Raw genomic sequence first — 24578 nt, 5'->3', positions numbered from 1 at the left:
CTCTGGCAAACAACATTACCCAGGATACGTAACCTTTCATTAATCATAATGGTGACTGAAATGAAGAAAGTCATACTGTCCGTATTATTTCTCGGCGTTATAGCATCATATTCAACATCAGCAATCGCTGCTGACGCTTGCGAAGTGGTGTTATGTATGTACGGTAAAATAACCGGGAATGGCGGCGGCAATGAATGTCATTCCGCTGAACGGGCATTCTTTAATATCGTGAAAAAGAATAAGCACGGTTATCTTCCTGACCATACGGCCGATGCCAGACAATCATTTTTAAGTGAATGTGATTCGGCAGACCCTGCGGCTATCGGTAAGATCATCAGTAAATATGGCCGCGTTCGTGGTTAATACTGGCGAGACGGGCACAGAACATGACGTTTTTCAGGTTTTTACGGCTTCTGTTTTTCGCGGATTAAGGAGCGAAGAAACAGGGGCCGTAAAAATGAGGCAGCGGACAGAAATATTTTCGCGGGTTAAGGAGCGAAAATAATTCAGGCACCGCGCCTCACCTGCAAACAGCCGCGCCCACGCGGATTTTGCAGGCCGGGGGGAGCCGGATAAATTTCGCCGCCCCGGCGAGCGAAAAGCTGTCGCCCACGACAGCGGTTTACCCGGGGGGCGAAGCCCCGCACACCGTCGCGGCTAAGTCTCCGGCCCAAAGCCGGTAGCGTGGCGCGACCAACCCCTTTAAAGGTCAGCTTCCCTTTTATTCCCGCTGCGAGGAACGAGCTAAGGGAAGAAAAAGGCGAAAGCGACCGTCTTAAAGGGGTTGGTCGCGCGTAGCGGGCGACGGTGTGCCGCTGTTGACCCTGGGGGTTTTGGCGCGGCGTCCAGCCACAACATTACCCCCATGCGACAGGCAATAAGGGCGTCCAGCCCGCATGTACCGGCGCGCGCCGTTTCGTGCAGGGAAGCATGCTTCTCTGCACATGGCCGCAACGCGGCCATCTTCTTCGTCCCTGACGTTCGCCCCGTCTTTTCGCCCGACACCGTGGGGCGGATTGATGGGGCGATGTCATGGGGCGAATAGCTGACGAAGGAGGCACGATGATTTTAAATAAGCTGGCCGCTTCACTGTCGCCGATAGTGAACGGGATGCTGGCGCTGCTCGCTTTTATGCAACAGCAACAACTGATACTGGCGTTATTAGCGGGGCTCACGATGCCGTTTTTTGCGTCGATGAAAACCGATGAACGGCAGAAAGCTCCGTTCTGGAAAAAGCTGATTATCGCTTTTTCCCTGTTGTGTTTTATATCTGGCACAATGGCTCCGGTCGTTATCGGCTCCTTTCAGTGGCTTTATAAAATCAGACTCTCCAGTGATAATACGGTACTGGCCTGGTCAGTACGGATTGCTTTTACTGTAATCGGGGTTATTCTTCATATTGTGCTTCGCCGAATATTCACGCCGGAACTGGACAGAATAAAGAAACACCTTGTTAAAAAGAGCACCCTTGAACGGGAATTGCGCACCGATGTCCGTACTGTAAAGTCCCTGCTGCCGGAAACACTGCATTATGATCCACTGGATTATATTGACCTGAAGAAAGGCATTTTTACTGGCATGGACAGGGAGAACGAACCAATGTATCTCCCGTTAAAAGACTGGCAGAAACAGCACGCAGATATTATCGGTACCACCGGAGCCGGTAAAGGGGTGGCCGCCGGGATATTGCTTTATCAAAGCATTCTGGCCGGTGAAGGTGTGTTTGTTATGGACCCCAAGGATGATGAATGGGCACCGCATCTTTACCGCAAAGCCTGTAGGGATGCAGGCAAGCCTTTTGCCTTAATTGACCTGCGAAAACAGCAATACCAGTTAAACCTGATTGAAGATATCACGCCCGATGAACTGGAAGAATTGTTTGTTGCAGGTTTCAGCCTGGCGGAAAAAGGACAGGAATCGGATTTTTATCGCATTGATGACCGAAAAGCCGCACGTATGGCCGCGCAATTTGTCAGTGATAACCCATCGGCAACTCTCCGTGATGTTTATAACGGTGACTACGTTCAGAGCATTGCCGAAAAAATCAAAGCGTTTTTCGGTAAGATTGAAGAGCTGGCATTATTAAATGCCATTAATTCACCGGAAGGCTTTTCGCTCAAGCACATATTTGATGAAGGCGGCTGCTGTTATGTTATTGGCTCCATGCGAAACAGCAAAATTATTACCGCCCAGCGCATGCTGTTGGTTCGCCTTTACCAGTTAGCAGAAAAGCGCGATCGAGTAACGGACGTCCCCCGCCCTATTGCTGTTTATCTTTCCGAGCTGAAATACCATTTATCCAGGCCAGCGCTGGAAGGTTTAGGTGCGGCGCGGGATAAAGGCGTACACATTATTATGGACCACCAGTCCATCGCCGATTTAAAAGACTGCCCGGCAGATTTGAAAGGTGACGCCGTTGTCGGTGCGGTCGTTGAAAATGCCAAATTCAAACTGGTTTACCGGGTTATGGACCCTGATACGGCGGAATGGGTGGCGAGAATGTCAGGCACTATTCTGGTGGATGACGAACTCCGCAAGGCTAAGACGGATAATATGCTGACGGAAACCATCGACAGTGAGCGCACAATCCGCCAGGCCGAACGTTTCTTTATTGACAGCAATATGATCCTGAACCTGCCCGATTTTGTCGGCTTTATCTTTACGACAAAAACGCTACCTTCTGCCTCACTGATTTCACCGATAAAGGTCAGAAAGCGTCAGCTAAAAATCTTTTCGGTTTCCCCTGATATTGCCGCAGCGGCAGCCACGGTGAAGATAATGCTGGATTTTGGCGAGGATGATAAACCAGCCATGCCGGATGTGATGACAACGCACCCGGCTCTTTTCTTCGACGAAAGCGAAGTAAAACCGGTAAAACCGAAACCTGATGATGAAGAACACCTGTCCCCGCTGGATTTTTAAGGAGCGGTTATGCTGATTTCGTCCTTTCACGAGCGCCAGACGCGTAACAACGAAAAAATAAAACAACTGCTGAACTTCCTGAAAGAAGAAACCTACAGTGATTTTAAAACGCTGATGCAGTTATTTGGTTTCCGGGATCATAAGTCGCTTTATTCGCTGCTGGCAAAAACGGAGCGAATGGGGTTAATCCAGAAGCATATGATTGAATCACGGACAATCAGGATTTCATTATGGGGGATCACCAGCGACGGGCTGGCGGTGGTATTAACCCCGAATGATAAAATCTTTCCTGCGCGGTTTGAACCATCAAAAATCACCGGCTGGACGCTGGAGCACCATCTTGATAATCAGGCCGCCAGGCTTATTCTGGAGAAAAAAGGTGCTTCGGGATGGATTAACTGCGACCGGACCACTTTTATCAGCCAGTATCAGGTGAAACATCGCCCGGACGGGTTACTGACCCTGCCTGACGGTAACGTTATTGCCATTGAAACCGAGCGCCGCCTGAAAACCCGAGCCCGTTATCAGTCGATCATGGCAAGTCACCTGCTGGCACGTACCCGCAAGCAGTGGATTTACGTTTTTTATGTTGTGCCCGATCCGCAGAAGAAGCGTGCGCTTGAACTGCTGTTTGACAGCATCAGGCATGTCATCATCAACCATCAGCACGTCCCGCTGGAAGAACGCCACCGTCGGGTGTTTCGCATTTATACCTTTGATGAACTGAAACACCTGTCATTAGGCAGCTATACGTAAGCTTTTACTCAGGCCATCGTGATGGCCTCACCGGCCTGGCGGCGATATCGCCAGGCCGGAATTTTTTTATTCCACTGCGAGGCGCAGACTGTTCGGTACTCGCTGTGCTGCGTTCCGCCTCAGTTTGCGCCTTGCAGCGTTGCCGGTTAAAAACCATGTAACCGCATTCCCTTGCGGTTGTCTCATTCCGGTCTCAGAGTTTATCCATCAGGTAACGATGTGCTTTAGAGGCGGCGCTGGCCGCTTTGAAAATATAACGCTTGTCGTTTTTCAGCGCTTTCAGCCAGGAAGCAATATAGCTTTCATGCTGTACCTCTCCATCAATCCCCAGGTCCGCCATCAGAAAAGCACTTCCCAGCTCCGCCACCAGTTCTTCCTCTGCATAATCTGCACTGCCAAACTTCCCTTTCATTTCACGGTTCAGGCGTTTTTTGCCACCACCCCAGTGAACCAGCTCATGCAGGCCGGTAGCGTAGAAATTAGCTGCATCTGAAAACAGATAGCGCTCCGGTAGCCAGACTTCATCAGTTGAGGGTCGGAAAAAAGCATTTTTTCCTTTCTCGATGATGTTTGCGCCGCTCTTCCTGAACAGATTTTCAGCCTGCGGTAACGGGTCAAAGGTTGCTTCCGGGCTGACCGTTTCAGTTGTCAGAGGCAAACCGTCGATTTGCTGAACGTTAAACACGGTAAAGGTTTTCAGCATCGGGATATGTTCAACGTCTCCGGCATCGTTTTCCTTTTCGAGGGTCGTATAGAAAATGGCTGTAGTGCCATGTTCCCCCTTGCGAACCTGCCCACTTGCAGCCTGTGCCTGTTTGTAAGTCATCCAGCGTGAATCGCTAAAACCCTGTTTTGATGCGCTGCACCACAACAGCATAATATTAATGCCGCTGTAAGCCGTGCCAGTGGCGTAATTAGATGGCATTCCAGACATGCCGGATACTCGCTTCCACGGACAGGACCACGGTTTTACACCGGCTTCAAGTGCTACAATGATGTTCTCAGTAACGGTCTGATAAATGTCGGTTCTGGTTTTAGAAAATTTCGTTTTTGAGGAGCCTGACTGCTCCAGCGGGGATACGCTGGTCGCCGCTGCGGTGTTAGGGGCGCTTGTCCGGGTGGTATGCAGGGATATCGTCATGGTTTTTCTCCGTCAGTGTGTGATTTTCGTCTTCGTATCGCCTGACGGTTCGCTTTCCCGACATCGTTCCGGCACGCAAGGACGCAGCATGCGTGCCATTTATCCTTGCGGGACGGGTTGTGTTGGGAAACGATTAACCGGAAGCCGATAGAGGAACGAAAAGCGCACAGGAGAAAAAACTGCCCCTGCATAGCCGGGCCTAGCGCCCCTTACTCCGCAGTGGTGAAAAGTAGATTGGTGGTGTTGAGTCTGAGACCGGCACTGACAGGAACTTCATGTAGGTGTTAGCATGCTTTTCTGCCGGGCGAGACGATCCTGCTAACCGGGGGCGGTTTGTTCTTAAATTGTCTCGTTCCGGCATTCATCACTACCGGGTCCGGGCAGTCTCCTCATTGAACGCAGCGTACAGTCTGTCCACCACCGCCCGGATCCGGGGTGAGAGATTTCTTGAAACAGGCCACAGCGCCGTAACCGGGGCATCATACTCGGGGGTCGTAACAGGTATAATCCTCAGTTGCCCTTTAGCGATTTCGTCTCCGGCCAGCCATGTTGACAGGAAGGCAATCCCCATACCACTGACAGCCGCATCCCGCAGTGCTTCACCGTGGCTGACAATGTGGCGAATAGTGGGTTCAATCAGGGTTAGACGGCCATTTTCATCCAGCACTTTCCAGGGTAATACTCTGCCATCCCTGGAAAAGCCCAGGCAGGCATGTAAAAGCAGTTCTTCTGCGCTGCCAGGCAGGCCGTGACGACTAATGTATGCAGGAGAAGCGCAAATGACAGAACGCTGAGTGGCGATTTTTCGCCCGGAAAGACTGGCAGAGTTTCCTGTATCACCGAGCCGTACAGCAAGATCGATATTTTCCTCGATAAGATCTACCCGGCGATCGGTGAAAGTGATATCCAGTCTGAGCTCCGGATACTCAGTACACAGCGTTGCAAGGACAGGCATGACGCAAATCCTGCCATATGATACGGGGAGGCTGATGCGCAGCGTACCTGAAACCACCTTTTTGCGGGACGCCAGAAGAGATTCTGCTTCATCAAGCTCATCCAAAACGTTGAGGCAGCTCCGGTAATACAGTTCTCCCTCTTCGGTCAGGTTGATGCTTCGGGTGGTACGGTTCAGCAGTTTAACACCGAGCCGTTGTTCAAGGCGGGCGACATGTTTGCCGGTAGCCGATTTTGATACGCCCATCCGGACGGCGGCGGCTGTAAAGCTGCCTGTCTCCACGGTATGCACAAAAGCGGCCATGCTGAGTAACTGAGAATGCAGGATAAATGCCATTCAATTGTCTCCATCAGGGAGGAAATGTATTTCCTTTATATCGCGATACACGCCGTATTGTTGTCAATAAGATGATTTTTCCGACTTACAGGAGAAATCACTATGGCTCAAATGATGAAACGCTGGCAGTTGTCGTCTTTCGGCACTGAAAACCTCCACCTGGCAGAAGTACCTTTGCCGGAACCAGGACATAACGAGTTGCTGGTTAAAGTCTCTGCGGTCTCCCTTAACTACAGAGATAAACTGGTGCTGGAGGGGAAACTGCTGCCTGACCTCCCGGAAATGCCTTTCACGCCCGTTTCGGATATGGCGGGTGTTATTGTCGCAACGGGGCCGGGTGTGTCCCGTTTCACTACAGGAAACCGGGTCACTGGAAATTTCTGGACGCAGTGGCTGGATGGCGATGCGCCGGAAGATATGGTCCATCATGGCCGCTCACTGGGCGGTCCGCTGCCCGGAATGCTGGCTGAATATGTCATACTCCACGAAGATGTGGCTGTCGCCTCTCCTGACTCGCTGAGTGACGAGGAGGTTTCCACTCTGCCGGTTGCGGCCCTGACAGCCTGGTTCGCGCTGGTGGAAACAGGAAATCTCAGAAAGGGGCAGCGGGTGCTGGTCCAGGGAACCGGCGGTGTGGCACTGGCAGGGCTCCAGCTGGCGCGGGCTCTGGGCGCGGAAGTGACCGTTCTCTCCCGGAGTGAAGAAAAGCTACAGCGTGCAAAGGCGCTTGGGGCATCAGGTTTAATCAACACCAGTCTGACACCGGAATGGTCATTGCGGGTTGCTGAACTAACCGGGGGATGTGGATTTGACCATATTCTGGAGCTTATCGGCGGGGATAATTTGCGCCAGTCTGCGGATGCCCTTGCGCCGGGAGGCAGGATTGCTCAGATTGGTTTCCTTAAAGGCAATGAGATGATTCTTCCTGCCTTCCCCCTGATGCTTAAAAGAGCAGTTATTCAGGGGATTACCGTGGGCCACCGTCGGGCTCTTGAAGATTTATGTCAGACTGTTGACCGCCATCAGATTAAACCCGTGATTGATAAAATATACAATTTCGCTGACGCGCAGGCAGCCTTCACACATCTGGAAGAAGGACCATTCGGGAAAATCGTCATCCGAATCGGTTAGCATTTGGGGCGTAAACAGAAAAAGTCTACTATCACGTATGGCATGCAGGGGGACATTGTCCTCCTCATTTTCTTATGGTCTTTTTACCCGTTCGCTTTCAATAAGAGACATACTGATGAGCACTTACATTACTCTGTCTTCGATTATCACCGCTGCTGAAAGGATTAAAAAATCGGTCATTCGGACCCCCACGGTTTTGTCTCCGGGATTGTCGGATATGCTGGGAAGAAAGGTGTTTCTCAAACTGGAGAATTTGCAGACGGGTGGCTCTTTTAAAGCCAGGGGAGTACTGAACCTGCTTTCCGCTTTTTCCGGTAATCTGAGAGATTACCGTTTCGCTGCCGTCAGTGGCGGTAACTTTGGTATCGCAGTGGCAGAAGCGGCCAAAGCGTTTGATATAAACGTGACCGTGATTATGCCAGAAAACGCCCCGGCCTCATCCATTGAAAAAATACGCCATTCCGGCAGCACTGTTATTCTTGAAAAAGATGTCAGCTCCGCGTTTGAACGGGCAAGGACGCTTGCAGAGCAGGGATACCACATAATTGATGACTGTATCGATACACTGGTTGCGGAAGGATACGGAACCCTTGCACTCGAACTGATGGAAGATTGCCCTACACTGACCGATTTATTTGTTGCGGTGGGTGGCGGTGCAATGCTGGCAGGCATTGCGACGGTACTCAAATCCCGTAACCCAGACATCCGGATATGGGGAGTGGAAACGGAGGGAGCCAGTTCGATGTACCAGGCATTGAGGGCAGGAAACCCCGTCAACGTGGATATCACTTCTTCCATTTCAACCCTTGGCGTCCCTGTGATTGACCGCCTTATGCTTGAACACGCGCAGCGCTACATTCAAAAGGTCATCACCGTATCGGATAGCGACGCCATACAAGGCATGATTTCATTCGGCGAGCAAGCCAGGCAGTGGGTTGAGCCAGCAGCCGGGACGCTTATTCCCGCAGCTCTCGCTGTAATCCCCAACCTCCCCAAAGATGCGATCATTGGGCTCATAGTATGTGGGGGCAACGTTACGCAACGAGAAATGAATATATGGGCAAATTGTTGAGGTATTTGTTAAGTAGTCTAAGACTATTGCGCATAATGTTACCCGACTCAAGGGTATTTTGAAAAAATTAGATAGCGATAATGGGAGGTGAACCCCTCCCAATACGTTACGTTAAAGAGTGTTGGGGGTTTTTAAGTCCAAAAGTAAGGATACATCCTGTTTAAATTTATCATGAAAGTCTTTGGGTAAACCGGCAGATGAGTATAAATATCCTGACGCTGCTATCATAAATTGAACAATCCTATTTGATCTTCTCAATAAGATGGATAGCTGAAAATCTTTATATCCGTCACGCTCAGACACATATCTTAATGAAAGCTCTCGGCATGGTATTAGTGCGTCTTTTATGTCTACAGGTGCCTCTAACAAGCTTCTGGAAACATCAACAAATCTTTCCCAACCTGGTAACTCAAGCTCCCCTTTTTTTCCTCCAGAAACTTCCTGAACTGCATTTTTAAGGTCTCTGCGCTGAATATAACTATCACGGCCGCCCCAAACATAATAGCGCAAAACTTTCTCATACTCAGACTGATTCATTTGAACATCAAAAACATCAGCTAATTGAGAAGTAATTGGAATCATAACTAATAAAAAACTTAGAACGATAGAACTGTAAACCGACATGTGTTCATCTTTCTCAGGATTCAGCTCTCCTTTATTTAGCCTAACAATACCCAATAACTCTCTAAGAGATTTTGCAAAATCAACTTCGAGTGGAATGCGAGTATTAACGTACTCTCCTAAACTTTTAAGATGATCATTTTTTTCAAAAATCAAATAATAGGAATGCCAAGATGAAATATGTGTGGAGTAATTTTTCCTATCCAAATAATTTATATTTGCAGATTCAGCATATTTTTCAAAATCACTTTCCTGAAAAAGATGGACATTTAATGTCTTTGCACTAACACGATGCGCTTCAGTTGCTTTCTTTGCTAAAATGACATACGACTCGTTGCAACCAATATATGCCATTACACCAGCGGCCCAGAACGCTCTGTTAATTGCACTCATCTTACCAACGGTTTTACAATCAAACAGGGTTTTTTGGATTCCCCCCCGCCTAGAAACCTCCAATCCTAAAACGTCAAGATCAGTAATTACTGTACGAATGTCTGAAATCTCTCTGACGTTATTAACAACAACCTCAAGATAAGGAAGAATTCCGTTCGATATGCAATAACGTATAGCTTTCTCTTTTTGAGATGTATCTTTATCCAAAGCAGCCATAAATAACCCTTAAATATTCAAATTTAGTAGTAACTGATCCATTTCATGTTTAGCTTCAGCCACTATTTGAACTTGCTTTCTTTTTCTCATATCTGAAGATGAGATAATAGACTGAATGTAAGATTCATCTCTAGAAAAAGATAGTCTCGCCTCAGCGTTGACTTCCAAATTAGCCAATTCTCCAGTAGACAGTAGCTTAATTGCTATATCTAAAGCATTAAAATTCTCTTCGGTTTTTATCAATACTAATTCGCATCTGTCCCCAGATATGGGTTTGAGATATGCAACCTTCATAAAAACGAGATTTTTATATTGATCGCTTGCCTCAGAATTACTATTAAGATATCCCTTATCCCGAAGAGCCCGTAAAATTGCCAAAGGATATCTTATTCTATACTGAGCGGGCATAAGTTGTCCTTTCCGTACACAAGATACTAAAGCCATTGCACGTTCATATATCTCTCTATTAGCCGAGTTTAAGCGCATAGCCCCAGGATTTGGAGTAAAAACAAATTGCTCTAACACCCCATTACCAAATCGTATGGACGGAGGTTTTAATATACCTTCAGAAGCCATTACCTGTACAAGAGAAAGTTCAACGGGATCCATCTTATTCCCTCCAATTTCCTGGTTATTGACAACCATTGAAAGAGGCCATCCTTGGTTAGCTTTTAGTTTATTCAAAACGCGGCTTATATTCGAAGAGCCGGATTTCGCTGTTAAATCAGCTAATCCATCAAGGTTATCTGCAAAATAGTACGGACTAAGGATAATATCTTTACCTCTTGCTTTGTGAGTTCGTAGCAAGCCCCCTTCCTCACTATACCTCATACACATATCGAATGTATTACTATCGGCGCCCAGCGTATTTATAAGCTTCTGTTTATTCTCAGGTTTATTATAAACCTCACTCAGAATTGCGAGCATTACAGATTCTGTCTCGCTCAGGTCACTTTCCTCTGCATAATTACCAATCACATCATAAACACTTTTAAAATGTGGAATCTTAGGAATTACAGCAGTTGTTTTGGAACGTGTACCTATAAGCTCAATGAACTCAAGATCATCTAGAATTTTTAAAACTTGATCCAAAGCCATTGATGGAATTTTAAAATAATGGTACGAAACCTGCTTTAAAACATCGTATGGTATAGTGCCAAGCCCTCTAATATGAACCGCGAGAGTTGCTGCCATTCCAAGTTTCTTTAGATAATCAAATTCAGGTGTTTCATACTCACCTAAAGCGCTATGTAAATCATAGGAAAACTCTGCAATTTTTGTTATGTTCATTAGCGACCCATTATATAATCCATTGATTTTAAACATCTATTTTTGAAGGGTAGTATAGTATTATGATAACAAATTTCTATCTTTCTCGAGTAGATTAACATGTAACATACCTTATTATAGCATGTTAATAAATGTTGGAACACCTGCATATAAGTTTCAGACAATGGTGTTGTCATCAAGAAGCTCTTTTAATGCTGATTTGGGACCCTACTGTAAGAATATCCATTTTATCTCCATGCCGTTTTTGAGATTTCCATTTTTTACCCTAGCCAAAAATAAGTTCACTGTAAAATCAGAGGTCTTCATCTAGCTATTTTATCAGTGGCATAATATTTCTTTTCAGGTCACCTGACAGTCATGTTTCACGGATACGTAGTGTCTCGTAAATGTAAAGAATACGTGTACTTTGCCCTTGCACGGAGAGGTCTTTATGGAAACAAAATTCACGAAAAGACCGACAGAAATCCGGCGGGAGTAAAAAATCCAAATGCCAATATGTAGCCCCTCGCTACTCAGCAGTAGTTTTTGTACTGGATCATTTCCATTATAATTCCTTTGACTACAAACTACATTACGACGTAAAATTAACCTTAAGCTTATAATTAAAAAATTTTCAAATGAAAAATCAAAGCTATCGAATAATTAATATTTAAAACCACCATTACAGAACCATTCACTTTCAGAAATCGCGGAATAAATAGCCGCCCCCCATGAATTAATGCAATTAAATCTTCTACTTTCAGCCTCCAGAGTTAGATATTCCACAACACTTTCAGCACCACCATTATTATAAAGAATACAATCTAATTAACCATCTCTTCGGATACTATTCCCAGTTTTTTTATTCTTTGAGTACTGGGAATATTTTTAAAACGACATCCAAACATCATAATTTTTAATTTCCAATATTTAACTTCGCCTCTAGCAACAACATTTCACTCTCTTTATTTTTCACCATTGCTTTCATCATTTCTTTATCGATAGTGACGTCGCCATTTTTAGATATGATTAGATGCCTGTCATATTTATTAACAAGTAGATCAGATAAGCCTCGGCTAAACCCATCATTTATTAATGAAATTATTCTTTTATCTTTAGTGCCATACTTTATCTTGAGATAAAAGGTTTCCTCAATAAGACCAACCTCATTAATCACCTCAATAAATTTAAATATTTGATAATCTAAAAAATCATCTTCTTCTTTAATTCTCACTATAGCTAGATTTATTTTTTCAGCATTTGTTTTTTTATTAATGTTAACCCAGTATTCACGATATCCATTCCCGAATGTTTCATCACCCCATTTTCCAACAAATACGAATTCTTTCTGCGTATCTTTTGGAATACTATTCCAATAACTTAAAAAGTTTCTAATAATTAATTTGAAAGGTGTGTTTTTTACCTTCCAAGTTAAAAACATCGCGTAAAATTTTTGTGCATCCAAATTTTTCAACCTGGTTAAGTCATTGTATTTTCCATCATCAATTATCTTGTTAATGAATAATGATGAAATCAAGGATATTAATGATTCCTCATCAGATATTAAATCCTGATTCTGACGGTAATGATCAATCTCTTCCTGAATAGTATGTTCACAATCATGTATATTTAGTTCAGATATATTATTTTCGTATAATATTTTCCCAATTTCCGTTTCCACATATTTACCTTTATAATCCGGAACTATTCCTTGCTCGAGATTTTCTAAATCATCAATAGATCTGTTAAATTCATCTATATTATATTCATTTATTGTGGTTTCATTTAATAAAACATTATTTACCTGATCAAATCTTTTGCTATCAACTTTAGAAACCTTTTTAATAAAATCAGCTAAATTCGTTTTTTTCCCAGTATATTGTTCAGTTCCGATTATAAATATGGCTGGCAATAGTTTTTTAATTTGGATTGGCTTATCATTATTAAAAACATCACCAAATCGGTTGATTCTGCCCGCAAGATTATTGAATTGGGAATGGTTTAATGAGGTCCGGCCTTTTTTATTTTCTAAAATAAATAACCTTTCTACTGGTAAATTAACGCCTTCAAGAAGAGTTGAGTTAGTTACAAGATATTTAACATGCCGAGATTTTTTAAATATCGTTTCAATATATAGCCGCACATTATCTGTCATTGATCCGTGATGATACACAATCCCCTTTTTCAGACATTTTATAATAAGGTAGTTTTCATCAATGTTTTCTGATAACTCCATACAAGCTTTATCTACAACAGCACAGGTAATATCCTGAAGGGATTGAGAAAGTTCTCTAGAAAAATTTTCTAATTTTTTGGGGCTATTAAAGTATATAATATTTTTATCTAACGACTTATTTTTAATGAGCTCAATATGATTATTTGAAGTTTTCTTTATGCTGCTCCACTTATCTAGGAATTGATCATATCGTTGAAAATTTTCATGTTGAGTTCTGTAATCATAAAGATAGATAATCTCACTTTTAACATATTCATTTACTTTATAGTCTGCAATTTTTTGGTCTATCTTTTTTAATGCAAGATTATTAGCATCATTCAAAAACGGCGTGAAATATTTAATTTTAAGATTTTTTTTACGAAAAATTGCTCGGCAGATTACATTAGCTAATAATTTACTTCTATTTGTATTTTCCAGAAGATTATGAGCTTCATCTATTAATAGAAGATCGAAGTAAAAATCTTTATTTTTTGATAATAACTTAGAAGCTCGCTCCTGAGTTAAAACAAAAATATTATCCTCTCCTTTTTTGTACATCTCAGGATGAGTTATTACTTTCACTTTTGTATTATATGATTTTATAATGTTATTTTTTGTTTGTGAGATTAATGCTTTAGACGGTACGATAACACATCTATTTCCACCAAGGGTTTTCTTTATTTCTTCAATTATAATATTAGATTTCCCATACGATGTAGGCGCTACAATAGCAACATTATTATCTGGACTTTCTTGAAGGAAAAAGTTCATATCACTTTGCTGTTGAGTCAATGTGATTCCATTCTCAAAAAAGTTATCAGCGAAACTATCAGATAAAGTTTTAATGAATGTATCGTTATCAGATGTTAAATAATCATCACTAAGATGTTTAGCTACAGGAATTAGACCTTGGTTTATGGCAATCTCATATAACGGAATATAATCCTTTGTCTTATTGGCATAAAGCAAAGCTATCCTATAACCAAACCTTCTTATGTGAATATCCTCCTGATTTACAAAAACAATCGTCAATGACAGTAATGTTTGTATCTCTCTCATAGTTAATTCTTTTCTGAGAAACAACTTGGAATAATAGTTATAAATTTCTGTTTTCTTTAATTGAAGTAAAGTTAGAGGCTGAGAATTTTTTTTGTTCACTTTTTACTTTCCTCTATCAAGAAATCGACAACCTTATTTAAAGTACTTTTTTGAATAGAAAAACAAAAAACATCTGCAAATTCAGCTTTTTCGACCATACTTTTTTGAAAATCCATAACAGTTTTTTCGATAGTTTTAAATTTTATGTCGTGGAATAAACTAGAAATAAAAAATACATAATTATCAGTGCTAGTTGATTTCTTTTCAGATGTTTTTTCACCTTCAATGGCAAGAAGATCTAGTACTACATCCTTATAATTTCTATGCTGAGAAATAGCAATGCTAGCCGCATTCATCGCATTAGCCCAATGATTGATTTCATTTTCATTTAATCTAGTTTTTAGATCGTTATACGCTGTACTCAAAAGAAGTTGAGAAGTCTCATTAACATCCTTCCCTTTCCGTAACTCACCAGATTTAACTTCAGTAATCCAGACTTTATGATCTGATGTTGAATATAAAAGCAAATCAAATCCTTTCTTAATACTTTTCTCTTCAAGATTAAAAAAAGGCGAAGCGGTTTCGAAATTATCTAAAAGCTCATTGATAATGATATGTGAAAGAAATTCACCAATCATTCCCTTTTGAGTTTTTGCAGGTTTTTTTTCATACCTCTCTAAAAAAGCTTCAACTGTTGGTTTATACCGATACATTGCATATCCGCTCCTAGAGTGAGTTTCTCCATGGCAAATCCGTGTAAGATGATTCTTAAGTGCTTGCTTGAGCTCATCAGAAAAATTCGATATGTGACATAAACCATAGCCACTTTTGAGCAAAATTTGGACGCCATCTAACGTTTTCAAGTTCTACTACTCTTGAGATGATTAAATTTTGTCTAATAATATCACACAATTTTATGTGTCAGAATGTGAATAATCTCATAGACGTGATCTTTTTTTCCTGACTCAGCAATTGACGTCGAAATGCTATGAAACGACTAATAATACATTTTTAATGCAATAAAATCCTTTCATATCATATAGTTAACTAATTTTATTATGTTATAACTTGCTCTATCATTGTATACACTACTTTCGCAACCTATTGACGTTCTACTCATACGCTGTGATTTTGCAATGTAAGCACTCAGTTAAGAGCTCCTTTTAGTTAGGCTTATCATGACCACCGATTTTTCTGAACGGTCATGATGTATCGGTTACAATACCAGCCGTTTTGACTCGCAGTGGGCAAGCCAGGCAACAAATCCTCTACGAGCAAAAAGCGAACAAACCGCTTTTTGCTAACGAGTCATTTGGGCCTTAGTCAGCACTATTTTTATAGCAGCTACGACCGCACAAGTAGGCTTCCCAGCGACACAATTAGGGGATATTGAATGCTTATAACCAGATTTATATAATCCACAACTAATGGTGGTCATTTTGGTGGTCTTGACAGGATGAAGATTCAGGTTTAGCTTACTTATTAGCCAGTTGCTGGCAAAGGCGATCCCAGTCAGAGGAGCCATATTTAGAGAAGCCCGCTTAGGAAACTAAGCGGGCTTTTTGCATTGTGGTTTCCGACAGCGTGAAGATACAAAACTGTTATCAACAACTTAAAAAAATCCCAGGTTTTCAAAATTACCTGTCGCTGGATCATACTTTTAATTAAACACGTATATTTTATGTGGATTTTTGGCTGTCTCACGTTTACTTTCAATTGCGAATGAGCCTTAGGGATTAAGGATACCACTCATAACAAAGGAAAGTCGGATATGTTAAAAGTCAGATTTTTTGATGCAAAAGTGAGAAGCGATTTTTGTAACTATGCTTCAGCTATTACTGGTTGCATCGCTGCGGTAGTTTTATTTAAGGATATCCCGCTAGAATATAAAGATATCGCAGGCGTGACATGCATTATCCTATTAATCCTGGTTTATCTTTTCATCTGGCGCAGGGCGAATAAGCTTAGAGCAATTAATTTGACCGTTGAAGGCAGCACGGTAACGATTAAAACGGGTGATATTTTTGCGGAGCAAGGTCTCAAGGCGATTGCTTTTAACGAGTACTTTGATACGAAGGTAGATGATATCGTCATCGCACGTCAAAGTCTCAACGGTAAGTTTATTACTGAGCATCTCTCCTGTTCGCGAGAAAAACTGGATGAACACATTGATAATTATGCCTATGCAAGGGAGGATGTTGCCGCGCTTAATACCACTAGATTATCAGGTAAAAATCAAAGTTATAAGCTTGGAACCATCTGCGTCTGGGACGATTATCTGTTAACGGCTTTTGCCCGGTTTAATAAATTTAATGAAGCCCATTTATCAATGCCTGAATACCTGGCGTTTCTGATTAATTTTTGGGATAGCGTTAATCGTGTGTATGCCCAGAAAAGCGTCACGGTGCCTATTTTTGGGTCAGGCATCACAAGAATAAAGGGACACAAGCGGATCAATGATGAAGAACTATCGAAAATTATGCTCTGGACTTTCCGAGTGAGTGAAATGCGATTTAAACACCCCGCAAAATTAACCATCATGATTCATAAAGACAAGATCAGCCAAATCAACTTATTTGACCTCCAGTCAGCAAGAAATGGATTGTAGCGCAGAGCTTAACGCTCTGGTTAAGCGATATGTATGCAAAATAACAAAGGAGTGATTATTTATGGTATACCGTACCAGAACCTATATTGCGGGCGAATGGGATGGCGATAAAGACGCCATCGATCAGTTACATCACTGGAATAAGAGTAAACATTGGGGTCTTTCTTTTACCGATGCACATGACTTAACACAAGCCCGCGACAGCAGTTTAAACTGCAGTATCAAATCCTCACTGGCAACAAGATTTAATTCATCAAAAAAATTTGTGCTTATTGTTGGAAAAAATACTAAAACGGCCCGCAGTGGTCGTTGTCAGTATTGCGCGAGTTACCGTAGTTGGACAAGCTCTTGTTCAAAAGGGCGGTCGGTAGATCATCGTAGCTACATCGAGTATGAGTGTGAGAAAGCAATAAAGGACAATCTTGAAATCATCGTGCTTTACAACGCGGCCTCAGTGAATAAAGACAAATGCCCTGATGCCATACGGAATGCAGGTACTCACGTTGCTATGTGCTTCCTGAAGGATGGTACCTACTATTGGGATTATCAGGCTGTAAAAAACGCGTTCAGTTAATGCCGCACATAAAAAAACCCGCTGGCCTAACAGCGGGTTTTTTATTCAACAGCGCACAGTTCATTCCAGTAGCTGTAGCGCATTACATGATGTAAGCGCTCATCTCTCATAGTAGCGATACACCGAGGGATGGAATTCAACGCCATACAGTTGGCTAAGCGGAATCAGTAGATCGATGTGGTTACTGAGATCGAACTCGCGCTCTTCTGCGGGTTTGGTCGCGCCGTTGAGTAGCTGGTTAAACCACTGCTGCAAGAAATTTTTCATGGTCAGCATCTCCGTAATTGATTGACGCTGACAGTAAACCTCATCCCGCCATATAACCAAAACGATTAGTTGTGCGCTTCTTTGCCAGCTGATGCATATAAAAAAAAGTGCGCATCAATGCGCACTCTACAAATCCATCGCCACCGGAGGAAATCCCCCTATTCCCTGCTTTTGGCCATCATCTTATGGTAATTGTTCAGCCATTTGCCGCTGTTTAAACGCCACCAGAAGCACAGGCCGCGCACCGTCCAATCGAGGAACATACCGAGCCACACGCCCACCACGCCCATGCCCAGCACTATGCCGAGGAAATACCCGGCCACCACGCGTGCGCCCCACATACTGAACATCGACACATACATGGTGTAGCGCGCATCGCGTGCGCCCTTCAGGCTGGCGGGCAGCACCCACGAAGCAGTCCAAATCGGCATAAAAGCGGCATTCAGCCAAATCAGATGTTTCGTCACCGAGATGACTTCCGGATCGCGACTATAAAACTGCGCCAGGGTTCCGGCGAGCGGTACGGTGATTAACGCCAGCGAACACAATCCGATCATCGCCAGCCAGAACACATGTTTGATTTGCCGTTCCGCCTGCATCACCTGATTAAGCCCCAGCCTTCGTCCCGTAATGATGGTTGAGGCCGATCCGAGGGCATTGCCCGGCAGGTTGATCAACGTAGCAATCGAGAAGGCGATAAAGTTCCCGGCGATTTCATTGGTGCCCATACCAGCGACAAAAATCTGCGTCAGCAATTTACCGCCGTTAAACAGCACCGATTCGATACTGGCGGGAACGCCAATGCCCAACACTTCCATCAGAATGTTGCGATCCCAGCGACGAAAATAGCTGGCGATGGAGATTTTCAGTGCTGGAGCAATGCCGCGATACAGCACGTAAATCGCCGCCGCCGCACCAATATAGCGTGAAATGGTTAACCCTAATCCGGCGCCGACAAAGCCCAATCCTTCCCAACCCATACAGCCGTATATCAGTACGCTACTGATCACGATGTTGAGAATGTTCATGCCGCCGTTAATCAGCATCGGGATTTTAGTGTTGCCCGCACCACGTAGTGCACCGCTGCCAATCAGCGCAATCGCCGCCGCTGGATAGCTCCACGCCGAAGTTTGCAGATAGCTCAGCGCCAGCTCTTTCACTTTGGGATCCGCGCTGCCGGCAATCACATCAATGATCAGGTGTCCCCAGAACTCAATGGCGATAACCAGCACAAAAGCCAGCGCGGTCATCAGTCCCAGCGACTGACGCGTTGCCGCGCGCGCACGCTTACCGTTGCGCTTGGCCAGGCTAAACGCCACCACCACCGTGGTACCGAGATCGATTGCCGCGAAGAAAGAGATCACCACCATATTGAAGCTGTCGGCCAGACCCACGCCCGCCATGGCTTCTTTACCTAACCAACTCACCAAAAAGGTACTGAGGACACCCATGAGCATCACACAGAGGTTTTCGATGAAGATCGGCACGGCTAAGGGGGTAATTTCACGCCAGAACAGCGTGCGATAAGAGCGACGTTTGGGATACCACGCCGTATTTCTAACCGCCCGCATCATTACTACGCCAGGATTTTGCAAGGGATTTCCAAATCACTTTGGAGAGGAAGAAGAGTAATAATGATGATAGGCCACTGACAAATATGCAAAGTGTTTCCCATCACCATTTAATCATTATTACAAACTTTTTGTCGCCAGCACCGCAGGATCGGCTGCACCTCCCAGATAGGCGCTGCGCACGTCGTCGTTATTGAGCAACTCGGCCCCGCTTCCGCTGAGGCGAATCTCGCCATTGACCATCACATAACCGCGATCCGCCAGCTGCAGCGCATGCCTGGCATTCTGCTCCACCAGAAACAGCGTCATTCCCTGCTGCGTTAGCTCGCGCAGGATGGCAAAAATCTGCTTTACCACAATCGGCGCGAGCCCAAGACTGGGTTCATCCAGCAACAATAATTTGGGGCGACTCATCAACGCGCGGGCGATCGCCAGCATCTGCTGCTCGCCACCGGAAAGCGTCATGGCGCGCTGTTTGCGCCGCTCCAGCAGGCGCGGGAAAAGCTGGTACATCCGCTCTTTGTCCTGCTTAACAAAGCGCTCACCAATGGCGATGGTGCCCATCAGCAGATTCTCTTCTACCGTCATATCGGGAAAAATGCGCCGCCCTTCCGGCGCCTGCGCAATACCGCTGGCGGCGATGAAATGAGTTGAGCGCTGGCTAATCGCTTCACCGCGTAAACGAATTTCACCGCTGGCAATGCGCGGCTGGCCAAAAATTGACATCAACAGGGTCGATTTACCGGCCCCGTTGGCGCCAATCAGCGCCACGGTTTCACCCTGATTAACGGTTAATGAAACCTGTTTCAATGCCTGCAGCGGACCGTAAAACACATCCACCTGCTCAAACGCCAGCATCGGTTCAGCCATGGTCGCTCTCCTCTTCTGCACCCAGATAAGCGGCAATCACTTTGGCATCGTGACGAATTTGCTGCGGTGTGCCCTGCGCAATCACGTCACCGTGATCCAGCACCACGATGTGGTCAGAAATGCGCATCACCATCGGCATGTCGTGCTCAATCAGCAGCACGCTGATGCGATGGTCGGCGCGCAAGCGATGCAAAATCTGGCTCAGCGCCTCAGTCTCCACTGGATTTAACCCCGCCGCCGGTTCGTCCAGGCAAATCAATTCTGGTCGTGTACACATGGCACGCGCAATCTCCAGCCTGCGCTGCTGACCATAAGAGAGTGTGCCCGCCAGCCGATTAGCACTGGAGACCAAATCAACATTTTCCAGCCAGTAGAAAGCGCGATCGAGTGCACGATTTTCCGCTTGGCGATAGGCGCGCGTGTTCAGTACTCCCGCCAGCAACTGGCGATTGACCTGCATATGCTGCGCCACCAACAAATTCTCAATCACCGACATCTCACGAAATAGCCGAATATTTTGGAAGGTGCGCGCCAACCCGGCGCGGTTCACCAGATGCGCGCCGCCAAACATCTTGTACCAAAGACGCGAGCCGAGCCGTGCCGGATGGATAAAGTCTGTTGCATGAATTTTTTGTCCCAACACCTGAATCACATCGGTGCTGCGCTGGTTGGCATTGAGCACAATGCGCCCGCTCGTCGCGCGATAAAAACCGGTCAGGCAGTTGAAGACCGTGGTTTTGCCTGCGCCGTTCGGGCCAATCAGTGAGGTCACCGATCCGCGCTCCACCGCCAGGCTAACATCATTCAACGCCTTAATGCCGCCGAAGCGCATCATCAGGTTGGTCACTTGCAGGATGGCATCACTCATGGCGCACTCCTTTGCGTAACGGCACACCGACGCGTGCGGTGCGCACCAGGCCGCGCGGCCGCCAGATCATCATTAGCACCATTAGCATGCCGAACAGCAGCACGCGATACTCGGCAAAGCTGCGCAACAGTTCGGGCGCCACCGTCAGGACAAACGCCGCCAACACCACGCCGAGCGTCGAGCCCATACCGCCGAGTACCACAATGGCGAGGATCAGCGCTGATTCAAAAAAGGTGAATGACGTGGGATTAACGAAGCCCTGATAGCTGGCAAAAAATACTCCGGCAATGCCCGCGGTGGAAGCACCCAGCATGAAGGCGGAAAGCTTAACCAATACGTGATTGAGCCCCATGGCGCGGCAGGCAATTTCATCTTCGCGCAGCGCTTCCCAGGCACGGCCAATCGGCATGCGCGTCAGGCGATGTTTGATCCACAGCACCAGCAGCACTACCAGCACCAACACCACGTAAATGAAAATAAACTTCATATTTGGGTTGTAGGTGACATGAAAGAACTCGTGATACGGCACGCCCCCCTCGCGCGCGCGCCGACCAAACTCAAGGCCAAAGAAGGTTGGCGACGGTACAGAAACGCCGTTCGGCCCTCCGGTAAAAGAGAGCCAGTTAGTCAGCACTAAGCGGATAATTTCACCGAAGCCGAGCGTAACAATCGCCAGATAATCACCGTGCATGCGCAGCACCGGAAATCCCAGCAGCGCACCGGCAAAAGCGGCCAGCAGCGCGGCGAGTGGCAGCATGCTCCAGAAGCCCAATCCAAGGTATTGATAGCCGAGCGCCAGGCCGTACGCGCCGATGGCGTAGAAGGCGACATAGCCCAAATCGAGCAACCCGGCGAGCCCCACCACAATGTTTAAACCCAGCCCGAGCAGCACGTAGATCAGGCCAAGAATCGCCACCGTCAGCAGGTATTTACTGGAAAGAAACGGAAAGGCCAGCGCCACGATCAGCAGCAGCGGCAGAATCCAGCGCAGGCGCGAGCGGTAGCCGGGATCGCGCACGTAAACGCCATCATCCCCGACGGCAAACTTACGCATAACGCGCTGGCCAAAGGGGGCGAGGATAAACACGCTAAACAGCAAGCGTCCCGCCATCACCACGGCCACCAGCAGCCCCACGCGCTGCGGTGAGAGTGTGAAACTGTAACCATCAAGCACTACGCCAACGATCGGCCCAAAGACCACCAGCGCCACCAGTCCTGCCAGCAGCGTGTCGAGCAGTGCCTGGCGCAGCGGATTTTGCGTCATTGCCTTCATCAAAACGTCCTCACACTTTCGCAACCAGCGGCCGTCCCAGCAATCCTTGCGGGCGGAAGATCAAAATCACCACCAGCAGCGAAAACGAGAACACATCTTTGTAATCCGAGTTCACCATGCCAGCGAACTGCGCTTCCGCCACGCCGAGCAGCAATCCGCCCAGCATCGCACCCGGCAGCGAACCGATGCCGCCGAGCACCGCCGCGGTAAAGGCTTTAATACCAATGATGAATCCGGCGTAGAAATCAAAAGTGCCGTAATTCATAGTGACCAGCACGCCAGCTAATCCGGCCATCGCCGCGCCAATGACAAAAACCAGCGAGATCACCCGATCGGTATTAATCCCGAGAATCGATGCCATGCGCCGGTCCTGCTGCACCGCGCGGCAAATTCGCCCCAGCTTGGTGTATTGGATAACCCACGTTAGCAGCGCCATGCCGCACAAGGCCGCGATCAAAATGAAAATTTTAGTCCAGGTGATTTGCACCACGCCGCCATCAATCTCCATGCGCAGCACGCCCGTCAGCAGCGTTGGAATCCCCTGCTGATTCGGTCCCTGGCTAAGCTGTACATAGTTTTGCAAAATCAGCGACATGCCAATCGCCGAGATCAGCGGTGCAAGCCGCGTTGAGTTACGCAGCGGCCGATAGGCAATACGTTCAATCGCCCAGCCGTAGGCCGACGTAACAATGATGGTGAAGATCAGGGTGCCGAAAATCAGCAGCGGAAAGGAGTGAATGCCAAAGAAACTGAGGAGCGATAAGCCAATTGCGCACAGATAGGCGGAGATCATATACACCTCGCCGTGGGCGAAGTTGATCATGCCGATGATGCCGTAAACCATGGTGTAGCCGATGGCGATCAAGCCATAAACCGCACCCAGCGTTAAACCGTTAATCAGTTGCTGTAAGAAGAAGGCGTCCATAATCTCGTCTCGTAATCAATGGGAGCGCACACCTCACGCTCAATCGCGAATAGCCCCGCAACGTGCGGGGCCGCGTGGCAGATTACAGCTGGTGGTATTTGCCTTTGTCATCCCACTGATAAACGACGTAATCCGAGACTTTGAGGTCGCCTTTTGTATCCCACGCTTTTTTGCCCATCACGGTATCCACGCTGTTAGCTTTCAGCCAGTCGCTGGCTTTAGCGTTATCTTTACCGGCCGCTTTGTACGCGGCTGCCAGCGTCTGCACGGAAGCATAGGCATATAAGGTGTAACCTTCGGGCTCAAAACCGCCGGCGCGGAATTTCTCGATCACCGCTTTACCATCGGCAATGGTGCGCGGATCGTTGCCAAAGGTCATGTACACCCCTTTGGTGTATTGCGGGCCGCCTGCCGCCGTCACCATCTCCTCGGTGACGATGCAGTCGCCGGAGAAGAAGGCAGCATTCACGCCTTGCTCACGCATCTGGCGTACCAACGGACCGGCTTCCGGATGACAGCCGCCGAAATAGACCACGTCAGGTTTCAGCGCGCCAATTTTCGTGACCAGCGCATTGAAATCTTTCTCACCCCGCGAAAGCCCTTCATACAGCACCTCTTTTACGCCGCGCTTCTCCAGCGAGGCTTTCGTGGCATCCGCTAAGCCCTGACCGTAGGTGTCCTTGTCATGAATAATCGCGACTTTTTTGGCTTTGAGCTTATCAATGATGTAGTCGGCGGCAATTGCGCCCTGCTGGTCGTCACGACCACACATGCGGAACATGGTTTTCATACCACGCTCGGTGATTTGCGGGTTGGTAGATCCAGGCGTAATCGCCAGCACGCCAGCCTCATCATAGACTTCCGACGCCGGCATGGTGGAGGAGGAGCAGAAGTGGCCCACTACCGCCATCACTTTGTCTTGATCAACTAAGCGGTTAGCGACAGAGACCGCCTGTTTTGGCTCGCAGGCGTCGTCCCCCTGCACCAGCACGATTTTCTCACCGTTAATGCCGCCGGCGGCATTGATGTCCTCCGCCGCCTGGCTGGCGCCTTTCCAGTATTGCGCGCCGTAGGTCGCATTGGGCCCCGAGAAAGGACCGGCCACGCCAATTTTAATATCTGCCTGAGCGTAAAAAGCCACGCTTAAACAACCTGCAATCGCCACCTTCATTGGGTGTTTTATGAATTTCAAAGACATGCTTTCAATCCTCAACGGGTCAGGAACGGAGCCATACCACGGCCTGGGAGAAATCAATTTCTGAAACTTCGGCGGAACAGCGTGCGGCCAATAAAATCCCCTGAGATCGCCACTCATGGCGATCTGCTTTCAGTCACGCATCAATGTGCGCCCTGAGCTCAACAGCATAGGTTCATTAAGGCTACGGTTGAAAATCAAGCAATAATCTCGCCAACTTATTATAACGCGGGCGGTTTTTGCATTGGCATCGCGCCAGGACTGGAGACACGCGATGTAACATCCCTGCTGATCATAAACAT

20 protein-coding genes and 1 pseudogene are annotated in these 24578 nt (G+C 46.4%); 8 read left to right on the top strand and 13 right to left on the bottom strand.

The genetic code is table 11. The features are described 5' to 3' along the window. Positions 1 to 60 precede the first annotated feature (60 nt). The 3 genes from AAGR08_RS06795 to mobC all read left to right on the top strand — a co-directional run bounded on the left by AAGR08_RS06795 (position 61) and on the right by mobC (position 3678). Positions 61 to 363, top strand: coding sequence for a TrbM/KikA/MpfK family conjugal transfer protein (locus AAGR08_RS06795; RefSeq protein WP_345829217.1), 303 nt, complete (start codon positions 61 to 63; stop codon positions 361 to 363). A gap of 699 nt (positions 364 to 1062) precedes the next feature. Further along, positions 1063 to 2922 carry a type IV secretion system DNA-binding domain-containing protein gene (locus AAGR08_RS06790; protein WP_345829216.1) on the top strand — a complete coding sequence of 620 codons (1860 nt, stop codon included), beginning with the start codon at positions 1063 to 1065 and terminating at the stop codon, positions 2920 to 2922. A gap of 9 nt (positions 2923 to 2931) precedes the next feature. Continuing rightward, a complete protein-coding gene (gene mobC, locus AAGR08_RS06785; protein ID WP_345829215.1) occupies positions 2932 to 3678 on the top strand; it encodes a MobC family replication-relaxation protein in 747 nt (248 codons plus the stop codon). 193 nt (positions 3679 to 3871) lie between these two features. Here mobC and AAGR08_RS06780 read toward each other — a convergent pair whose 3' ends face one another. After that, a complete protein-coding gene (locus tag AAGR08_RS06780; RefSeq protein WP_345829214.1) occupies positions 3872 to 4819 on the bottom strand; it encodes a zincin-like metallopeptidase domain-containing protein in 948 nt (315 codons plus the stop codon). 367 nt (positions 4820 to 5186) lie between these two features. Further along, on the bottom strand, positions 5187 to 6110 hold the full coding sequence (locus AAGR08_RS06775) for a LysR family transcriptional regulator (protein ID WP_014229972.1): 924 nt from the start codon (positions 6108 to 6110) through the stop codon (positions 5187 to 5189). A gap of 102 nt (positions 6111 to 6212) precedes the next feature. On the opposite strand from AAGR08_RS06775, the gene AAGR08_RS06770 reads away from it, so the two are divergent. Together AAGR08_RS06770 and AAGR08_RS06765 are read left to right on the top strand one after the other, a co-directional pair. Next, the gene (locus AAGR08_RS06770; protein ID WP_014229973.1) at positions 6213 to 7241 is read left to right on the top strand and encodes an NAD(P)-dependent alcohol dehydrogenase; all 1029 of its coding nucleotides are present in this window, start codon (positions 6213 to 6215) and stop codon (positions 7239 to 7241) included. A 115-nt stretch (positions 7242 to 7356) separates the two neighbouring features. Beyond that, positions 7357 to 8313 carry a threonine/serine dehydratase gene (locus AAGR08_RS06765; protein ID WP_345829213.1) on the top strand — a complete coding sequence of 319 codons (957 nt, stop codon included), beginning with the start codon at positions 7357 to 7359 and terminating at the stop codon, positions 8311 to 8313. 111 nt (positions 8314 to 8424) lie between these two features. On the opposite strand, the gene AAGR08_RS06760 is transcribed toward AAGR08_RS06765, so the two are convergent. The 4 genes from AAGR08_RS06760 to AAGR08_RS06745 all read right to left on the bottom strand — a co-directional run bounded on the left by AAGR08_RS06760 (position 8425) and on the right by AAGR08_RS06745 (position 14988). Further along, entirely contained in the window at positions 8425 to 9543 is a 1119-nt protein-coding gene (locus AAGR08_RS06760; RefSeq protein ID WP_345829212.1) for a hypothetical protein, read from the bottom strand. 9 nt (positions 9544 to 9552) lie between these two features. Beyond that, a complete protein-coding gene (locus tag AAGR08_RS06755) occupies positions 9553 to 10833 on the bottom strand; it encodes a hypothetical protein (protein ID WP_014229976.1) in 1281 nt (426 codons plus the stop codon). A gap of 895 nt (positions 10834 to 11728) precedes the next feature. Next, entirely contained in the window at positions 11729 to 14185 is a 2457-nt protein-coding gene (locus tag AAGR08_RS06750; protein ID WP_345829210.1) for a DEAD/DEAH box helicase, read from the bottom strand. Further along, positions 14182 to 14988, bottom strand: a complete 807-nt coding sequence (locus tag AAGR08_RS06745) for a hypothetical protein (protein WP_064387424.1) — start codon at positions 14986 to 14988, stop codon at positions 14182 to 14184. Before AAGR08_RS06745 ends, AAGR08_RS06750 begins: the two co-directional genes overlap by 4 nt. Positions 14989 to 15462: 474 nt before the next feature. Between AAGR08_RS06745 and AAGR08_RS06740 the strand changes: the two are divergent. The 3 genes and pseudogenes from AAGR08_RS06740 (at position 15463) to AAGR08_RS06730 (ending at position 17307) form a co-directional block, all read left to right on the top strand. Then, positions 15463 to 15678: pseudogene (locus AAGR08_RS06740) on the top strand (hypothetical protein). A gap of 218 nt (positions 15679 to 15896) precedes the next feature. Further along, positions 15897 to 16733: a macro domain-containing protein gene (locus AAGR08_RS06735; RefSeq protein WP_345829207.1), complete on the top strand. Its 837-nt coding sequence runs from the start codon at positions 15897 to 15899 to the stop codon at positions 16731 to 16733. 61 nt (positions 16734 to 16794) lie between these two features. After that, the gene (locus AAGR08_RS06730) at positions 16795 to 17307 is read left to right on the top strand and encodes a molecular chaperone Tir (RefSeq protein WP_345829206.1); all 513 of its coding nucleotides are present in this window, start codon (positions 16795 to 16797) and stop codon (positions 17305 to 17307) included. A 99-nt stretch (positions 17308 to 17406) separates the two neighbouring features. Here the strand turns inward: AAGR08_RS06730 and AAGR08_RS06725 are convergent, their stop codons facing one another. The 7 genes from AAGR08_RS06725 to AAGR08_RS06695 form a co-directional block, all read right to left on the bottom strand. After that, on the bottom strand, positions 17407 to 17574 hold the full coding sequence (locus AAGR08_RS06725; protein WP_345829205.1) for a hypothetical protein: 168 nt from the start codon (positions 17572 to 17574) through the stop codon (positions 17407 to 17409). Between the two features lie 158 nt (positions 17575 to 17732). Continuing rightward, complete coding sequence (locus tag AAGR08_RS06720) at positions 17733 to 19145, bottom strand: EmmdR/YeeO family multidrug/toxin efflux MATE transporter (protein WP_345829867.1); 1413 nt, start codon at positions 19143 to 19145, stop codon at positions 17733 to 17735. 120 nt (positions 19146 to 19265) lie between these two features. After that, complete coding sequence (locus AAGR08_RS06715; RefSeq protein WP_345829204.1) at positions 19266 to 20015, bottom strand: ABC transporter ATP-binding protein; 750 nt, start codon at positions 20013 to 20015, stop codon at positions 19266 to 19268. Next, complete coding sequence (locus AAGR08_RS06710; protein WP_345829202.1) at positions 20008 to 20883, bottom strand: ATP-binding cassette domain-containing protein; 876 nt, start codon at positions 20881 to 20883, stop codon at positions 20008 to 20010. Before AAGR08_RS06710 ends, AAGR08_RS06715 begins: the two co-directional genes overlap by 8 nt. Continuing rightward, positions 20876 to 22156 (bottom strand): high-affinity branched-chain amino acid ABC transporter permease LivM, encoded by a 1281-nt coding sequence (gene livM, locus AAGR08_RS06705; protein WP_345829200.1) that lies wholly within the window; start codon positions 22154 to 22156, stop codon positions 20876 to 20878. Before livM ends, AAGR08_RS06710 begins: the two co-directional genes overlap by 8 nt. 10 nt (positions 22157 to 22166) lie before the next feature. After that, entirely contained in the window at positions 22167 to 23081 is a 915-nt protein-coding gene (locus AAGR08_RS06700) for a branched-chain amino acid ABC transporter permease LivH (RefSeq protein ID WP_097096871.1), read from the bottom strand. An 82-nt stretch (positions 23082 to 23163) separates the two neighbouring features. Beyond that, positions 23164 to 24279: a branched-chain amino acid ABC transporter substrate-binding protein gene (locus AAGR08_RS06695; protein WP_345829199.1), complete on the bottom strand. Its 1116-nt coding sequence runs from the start codon at positions 24277 to 24279 to the stop codon at positions 23164 to 23166. Between the last annotated feature and the right edge of the window lie 299 nt (positions 24280 to 24578).

This window comes from Pantoea sp. BRR-3P (assembly GCF_039621635.1).
GTDB classification, from domain to species: domain Bacteria; phylum Pseudomonadota; class Gammaproteobacteria; order Enterobacterales; family Enterobacteriaceae; genus Pantoea; species Pantoea floridensis.
Note: the sequence above shows the minus strand (reverse complement) of the source record. Positions and strands in the feature narration are given on the sequence as shown.